We start from the raw sequence: 6,874 nt of genomic DNA, 5'->3' as shown, positions 1-6,874 counted from the left end.
GACAAGCAGATAGGGCAGCGTAAAGTTGCCCTCATTAAAGCCATGTAGCGTTATTGATACATGGCTCTTTTTAATTTTTTTGTTGTTTGTTTCGATAAATAAACTTGAGAACAGGTAAATATGTCCTTAATTATTAGAAGGGTCAGTTAGACAGGAGGGGCGACATGTATCGTTATGTCAGTTCACCGCAAGCGTCGAAGTACATAGTGCGACCACCTCAACATCGTGAGTTGTCTAGTGTGGATGTGCCTGAGTCTGAATTAGAGATGCGAGAAATATTGAATAATTGGTTTGCTGATGGTTTAGCGCCCATTATTGAAAGTGAAGATGACTACATCTCTGCGAGCGATCACGTTCGATTTGAAAAGCATAGCCGCACCGTTGGGATGTTGTTGAGAAACAAAGATTATTATTTTGCGGCCAAACGGATTTTATCAGTGTGGGAACAAGATTGTCTTGAAACCACTTATATCCATTATCTCATTTTACGCAGTGAGCGAGTCACTTCTTTAAGGTAAGTTAATGGTGTGGCATTTGTCATTTGTCATTTGTCATTTGTCATTTTTCATTAGGCATTAGCGACTTAGGGTTCGTGTGCTTACGATTTTTTTATTTTTCTAACGAATCAGCAAACAAAAAGGGCAAGCTTGGAGGCTCACCCTAAAGGTCTTTGTTTTGGCTTAACGTTATTTTCAACTAATTCTCAACTGGGCTACGACTTACACCCAACCATCAAATTTGAGTCGTTTTTGAATTCTTTCGACCGCTTCTTTCTGCATTTGTCTAACACGTTCATTAGAAACATTCACATCCAACATTTGTCCGACCTCAGACAGCGTTTTCACCTTGTTATCAAAGAAACCAAAACGGTGGATGAGCACCTTTTGTAATTTTGGAGGAAGTGTATAGATGATTTGTTCTAGAGCTTGGGTAAAGGATTGATCCTCACAATCTTGTTGAGGGTCTGGGATATATTCACTTTCGCATTGATCAAGCACCATAGGCGCATGGCTAGTTCCAACCGTTGTCGTCACGTCAATAAACCCGCTTAACGCCACCAGTTGATCGACGCGTTCGGCCTTTACACCTGAACTGTCTGATAGCTCAGAAATTGAAACCTCTTTACTCATTTTTTTGCTTGCATCGAGCTTTTTTGAGGCGAGGCTGTTTATTTCTTTACACACGTGGGCTGGCAATCGAACGGTTCGACCCGTGTTCATGAGTGCGGCTTCAATGTTTTCGCGGATCCACCAAACAGCATAGGTTGAAAAACGATAGCCTGGTTCTGGATCGTATTTGTCGATGGCCTTAATCAAGCCAATGTTGCCTTCCTCGATCAGGTCGAGCAGGGTGAAATTATTGCCTTTACGTTTTAGGTAACTCTTTGCGATTTTCACAACAAGGCGCAGGTTTGATTCGATCATTACATCACGCGCTTTTTTCTCACCCGCGCGATTCAATTTTGCGTAATACACCTCGTCTTCACGCGACAGCAGATCAATGCCAACAATATCTTTCAGATAATGAGCATAAGGGTCTGCACTGGTAGAAAATGATTCGGTAATGGGTGTTTCATCCGTGAGCCCCTGAAACGCAGCAAAACTATCGTTGTTCATTTCCTTGTCCTTATCTAGCCGACTGAACGTTTTAGTTTTTTTTATTATGCCACCAAGTGATTAACGCTTGGTTTCATTAGAGTGTAGATAACAATTTCTTCTTTACCAATAAATAAAATGCAATTTCGTATGTTTATGTCACAAAAAGATCTACAAATATTTAACTATTTTGCATCTCATCAAGTGTGTTGGTTTTTCGTTTAAAACATTAAGACGGATAGTTTATAAAGCATGTGTTATACATCGGTTTATCTAGATAAATGACGTGAATTTATAGGTGTGGGTTAGAACTATAATTGAGAGGAGAAATGATGAGAAAAATGTTAAGAGTCGAGGTTCAATGTTTCCAAGCACCTCAACTCTTTTAGCTGTGTCGGCTGTTAAGTATCGCCATGCACGTTTTAATTCTATCGACTAATAAGTGCTAAGAACCTCATCGATTTGCTGATTAATGATCTTCATTTCGCTGTAGATAACCGAAAGATCATCATCTTGCGGCGCAAGCTTATTGAGTGTGTTTTGTTCTACTCTTTCCAATGCAACTGTGGCCGTTTCTTCACCAAAGCTGGCTAAAATGCCTTTTAAGGTGTGCACGGTAAAATGAAGCTTGCCCCAATCTTGTTGTTGAACCAACTCTTCGATCTCTTGTAGCGAATTGCCATGGTCTTCTTGATATGTAGACAAAACGGCGTAAATGACGTCTCTGTCATTGTCTAAATAGGCGTTTAAAGCATCAAAGTCTAGCATGTGGACTCCTGTCGGCTGAATGTTGAAAATGGGCTAGGCGGCTTAGTGGAAAAACCATACCTTGATGAATCACTAATCCATTGATTCCATTTTGGAGGAAGTTCTAACTGTAAGATTTCTTCTAGATAGTCGTCGCTAAGTTTCTCATCTATATGAGCTTTATTGACGGCGTATATATAGTCAAGTTTGGCGGCAACTGAATATGGGTAACTGTGAATGTAGTCCTTTATTTCTTGGATCGAACCCAAATTTTCAATGTTTATACACGTTGAAGGGTCGACATTTTTGGACTCAAGTTGGTGATTTATGGCTTCTCCACGAGATTTGAGACATTCCACTGTTAAATGATAAAGAGAGTACTCACCAAAGTGGGCGAGCATGGGTAATAACTGAGTGAGCAAATAAGTCGGTTGGCTGTGGAAATTGTTCGCTAACAGTGTCGAAGCTCTAATCACTTTTTTGTGGGCAATTTGAGGGCTATTTTCGATGAGCAATATGCTGCTCTGAAATAGGGCAAGGCTGGCCAAAACTTGCTGCTGTTGTTTTACCGGAAGTTTCAGGTTTACCAACTCGGTGAATTGGTTGGCGTGCTCAAGCAAAATACGTTTGTACTTTAGTTGCGTCTCGCGCTGATACGTTGCTTTTAAGGAATTAAAGTGCGCACCAATGGAATGGATGACATCAATGTCAGCAGCTGAAATGTGGGTTGCATACATCTCACCTAACTTTATGATCATATGTGTGTTATCTGCGTTCTCAGCTAAGTCGATGGCCCTGATTGCACGATGGCTGATGCTGGGAGTCATCTCAAATGCACGAATCGCTAATTTAAGAGCAGGCAGCAGCATTTTATGTTTTTCATAGATACAGCTTAAGCAGTCAATCACGCTCAATGAGAGTGGCTGTGCTATTAGAAAATTGTGGAGCTTATCTATGGCTAAATTTGGCTTGCCTAAGCTGTCGAGAATCAGCGCCTCAGCCACCAATTTGGTTGGGTGCATGTTGGTTTTGGAGTTGTTAATGACGCTAGAGAGTAACTGCCATTTCTTACCTGCAATTAAATGTTCAATCAATGTCGCTTCGAACTGAACGCTAGTACCATTAGGGGAGATCGCCAAAGCTTGAGCTAATCTCTCTTGACTGGCAATGGGATACAAATCATTCAGTTGGGTGAGTTTCTTTGAAACGGACACGGCACTTTGGATCTTTTTACCCAACGTTTGAGTATTAATCGGTTTAGAAACGAAGTGGTGTGCTTCACCTGAAAGGGCGGTTAATACTGTTTCCTGACGCATATCCCCAGAGAGCAAGATTGTCGCCACAGTATGATCGATGAGGCGGTTTCGATACAGAATGCCCAACAGCTCAAAGCCAGTAAAAGACTGTTCTAAGTGGTAGTCAATGAGGAGTACATGAAAAGAGTGTGTCTCGACCGCTTTAATTGCTTTTCGATAGTCGGTCGCAATAAAAATACAGTCGCGCGAAACTCCCAAACTAGCCAGTTGCTGCTTAATAAGTATTGTTGCGCTTTTAGAGTCGTCGACGATCAAAATTCGAAGGTCTGTTGGTAAGGTCAAATCCATTTTCCTTAATACCAAATGTTATTTTTTAATTTAGGTGTCAAGTTGCACATTGTCAAGGTGCCTATATCACATACAAACACTCAATAAACTATTGGTAATTAAAGAGTATTAGATAACATTTATGAAAGCCTTCAAACGCAGGTGACTTTTACCTGATTTTAGTGGGGTTATACGTGTTTTAGAAATAAAAAAGAGGCAAGCCGATAAGCTCACCTATCTGTTTTATTGTTCGAGTTTTTATTCGAAATGTTGTTCTTTGCTTGAAGTTTTATTTACCGAAACTCTAGCGTTAATCACGCATGTTTAGAATCAATACTGCCGCTAGAGCCAAGAACGCCGTCATCATTAAGAACACATCGTTGTAAGCCATGATGGCTGCGTCACGTTGCATTGTGCCGAGCAAACTTGCTTGTGCTTGTTGCATCGCAGTTGCGGCATCACTTCCTGACTGAATGAAAAACGCTTGTTGTTGCTGAAGCGTCTGCCAACCAAGTTGACTCACTGAAGGTAGCGACTCCTTGATGTGTGCTAAGTGCTCACGGGTTTTGTTATCCAATAGCGTAGCGATAATCGCGATGCTGAAAGCGCCCCCTAAGTTCCGCATTACGTTGGTTAACGTTGATGCGTCTGGCGTGTCCATTTTGCTGATGTTCTTCATGGCAACCAAAGACAGCGGAACCATGATGAACGGACTACCAATAGCACGCAGAACCATAGATAAAATCAGCTGTTGCCCGCCAAAATCGATTGTCATGTGTGTATTTACGTAACAACTAAAACCGAACATCGCGAAGCCAAAGGTAACCAAGTACTTAGGCTTAATGATCTGTGTTAGCTTTGGCACAATTGGGAATATCAGAAGCTGTGGGAAACCCATCCACATTAGCACTTCACCAATTTCCATCGCGTTATATTGCTGAATTTGAGTGAGATACATCGGTAGAACATAGATAGAGCCGAGCAATGCCATTCCTAGAATCAAATAGGCGATACAAGACATCGCAAATTGCCCATCCCGCAATAGCCGCAGGTTAACCAATGGCTTCTTGTGTTGGAGTTCGTTTATCACGAAGTAAACCAAACTCACCGCCGACACGATACTCAAGCCAATAATAAAGCTCGAACTGAACCACTCTTCACGGTTACCTTCTTCTAACACCACTTCCAAACAACCTAGCCCTAATGCCATGGTGGCGATACCAAACCAATCGGCTTTTTTCAGCGTGCCAAGGTCGAGCTTTTCATCGTCCAAGCCATATCGGATCATGGTGATCACAAGCAAAGCTGGCGGAATATTGATGTAGAAAATATAGTGCCACGAGAAGTTCTCCGTCAGCCAGCCACCAAAGGTAGGGCCAATCGATGGAGCAAAGGTCGCGGTTACACCAAACAGTGCCATACCCACAGCACGCTTGTTGACCGGCAATAACTGAATCACCAGCGAGAAAGCAAGCGGGATTAGAGCACCACCACTGAAGCCTTGCATCGCGCGGAACACGATCATCGAGGTCATGTTCCAAGAGAACGAACACAACAAAGATGAAATGGTGAAAATGGCTGTCGTCCACGTGATATAACGGCGTTTACCGAGCGCTTTAGAAAGCCAACCACTGAGTGGGATAGCGATCATCTCTGCGACTAGGTAAGAGGTAGAGATCCACGAGCTTTCATCCAAGGTGGCTGATAGCGCACCTTGAATATCTTTGAGAGACGAGTTGGTGATCTGAATATCCAAGATCGCCATAAACGCGCCAATCAAGCCGCCAAATAGGGCGATCCAATGGCGTCTCGAAACCTCGTCATCATCATTTGTTTGGGTGACAACACCAGCGTTACTCATGGTCTAGCCTCGTTTATCGATGGTCGCTACCACAGACAAACCAGGAAGCAGTCGACCTTTCAACTCTTGCTGATCTGGAATAGTAATTTTAACCGGTACACGTTGAACGATTTTAGTGAAGTTACCGGTCGCGTTTTCTGGTGGTAGGAGCGCAAATTTAGCGCCAGTCGCAGGGGAGAAACTGTCTACCACACCTTCAAGAGGCTGCCCCGGGAACGCATCCAGCTCTACTTCAACCGTCTGACCTTTGTGAATACCACTTAGCTGTGTCTCTTTGAAGTTGGCTTCAATCCACACTTGGTTGTTTGGTACCAAGCTCATCAGTGGTGCGCCTGCTTGAATCAGCAAGCCTTCACGTACGCTGCGTTTACCAATCACGCCATCTGCTGGCGCGTAAATTTTGGTGTAATCAAGGTTAAGCTGTGCTTGATCTCTCTGGGCTTGAGCTTCGGTCACGGATGCATTTGCTTGCTCAATCTCACTAGCGATAACGGTTAATTGGTCATTGGTTGCAACGAGGTTTGCTTTTGCTTCTTCTAAATCTGCCTGAGTTACTTTTTGTTGTGCAACCATGCTATCGACTTCATCTTGAGACGCGTAGTTACGCTTTAGTAAGCTACGAGAACGTACCACTTGTTGAATCGCGCGTTCGTATTCAGCTTGTGCAGAATCAACGCGGCTTTCTGCTTGATTGATCTTGCTACGTTGTAACGTTTGTTGTGCCACTAGATTTTTGACGTCTGATTGCACGACGCTTAAATGGGCGTTTGCTTGAGCGAGTGCTGACTGGTAATCACGGTCATCGATTTGAACCAGCAAATCACCTTCTTTAACCGATTGGTTATCACTCACATAAGACTTAACAATATAGCCAGAGACCTTAGGGCTAATATTCGTGATGTCGCCTTGTAGGTAGGCATTGTCGGTAGATTCAAAGTACTGGCCATAGCCGTACCAGTATCCAGCACCGGCTAAACCCAATGACAGCATGATCGCAGTAGCAATAAGCGGAGCTTTTTTACGTTTTTTTGTGCTTACTGTTTGCGAAGCGTTGTTGTTCTCTGTCATTTTTTCTTTCTCATTTTGTT

At 43.0% G+C, this 6,874-nt stretch carries 6 protein-coding genes; 1 reads left to right on the top strand and 5 read right to left on the bottom strand.

The window, feature by feature from the left end:
* Window positions 1–164: 164 nt before the first annotated feature.
* Window positions 165–518: a hypothetical protein gene (locus AB4503_RS11560; protein ID WP_372114707.1), complete on the top strand. Its 354-nt coding sequence runs from the start codon at window positions 165–167 to the stop codon at window positions 516–518.
* 201 nt (window positions 519–719) lie between these two features.
* On the opposite strand, the gene AB4503_RS11555 is transcribed toward AB4503_RS11560, so the two are convergent.
* The 5 genes from AB4503_RS11555 to AB4503_RS11535 all read right to left on the bottom strand — a co-directional run bounded on the left by AB4503_RS11555 (window position 720) and on the right by AB4503_RS11535 (window position 6,854).
* Complete coding sequence (locus tag AB4503_RS11555) at window positions 720–1,616, bottom strand: RNA polymerase sigma factor RpoD/SigA (RefSeq protein ID WP_229647550.1); 897 nt, start codon at window positions 1,614–1,616, stop codon at window positions 720–722.
* 414 nt (window positions 1,617–2,030) lie between these two features.
* Window positions 2,031–2,363, bottom strand: coding sequence for an Hpt domain-containing protein (locus AB4503_RS11550; protein ID WP_017060508.1), 333 nt, complete (start codon window positions 2,361–2,363; stop codon window positions 2,031–2,033).
* Complete coding sequence (locus AB4503_RS11545) at window positions 2,357–3,946, bottom strand: response regulator (RefSeq protein WP_017064673.1); 1,590 nt, start codon at window positions 3,944–3,946, stop codon at window positions 2,357–2,359. The genes AB4503_RS11550 and AB4503_RS11545 overlap by 7 nt, the downstream gene beginning before the upstream one ends.
* A gap of 289 nt (window positions 3,947–4,235) precedes the next feature.
* Window positions 4,236–5,786 (bottom strand): DHA2 family efflux MFS transporter permease subunit, encoded by a 1,551-nt coding sequence (locus tag AB4503_RS11540; RefSeq protein WP_017060506.1) that lies wholly within the window; start codon window positions 5,784–5,786, stop codon window positions 4,236–4,238.
* Window positions 5,787–5,789: 3 nt separating this feature from the next.
* Window positions 5,790–6,854 carry an HlyD family secretion protein gene (locus AB4503_RS11535; RefSeq protein ID WP_017072190.1) on the bottom strand — a complete coding sequence of 355 codons (1,065 nt, stop codon included), beginning with the start codon at window positions 6,852–6,854 and terminating at the stop codon, window positions 5,790–5,792.
* Window positions 6,855–6,874: the final 20 nt, after the last annotated feature.

The sequence above is a fragment of the Vibrio sp. 10N.222.55.B11 genome, from assembly GCF_041473705.1.
GTDB lineage: Bacteria > Pseudomonadota > Gammaproteobacteria > Enterobacterales > Vibrionaceae > Vibrio > Vibrio crassostreae_C.
Note: the sequence above shows the minus strand (reverse complement) of the source record. Positions and strands in the feature narration are given on the sequence as shown.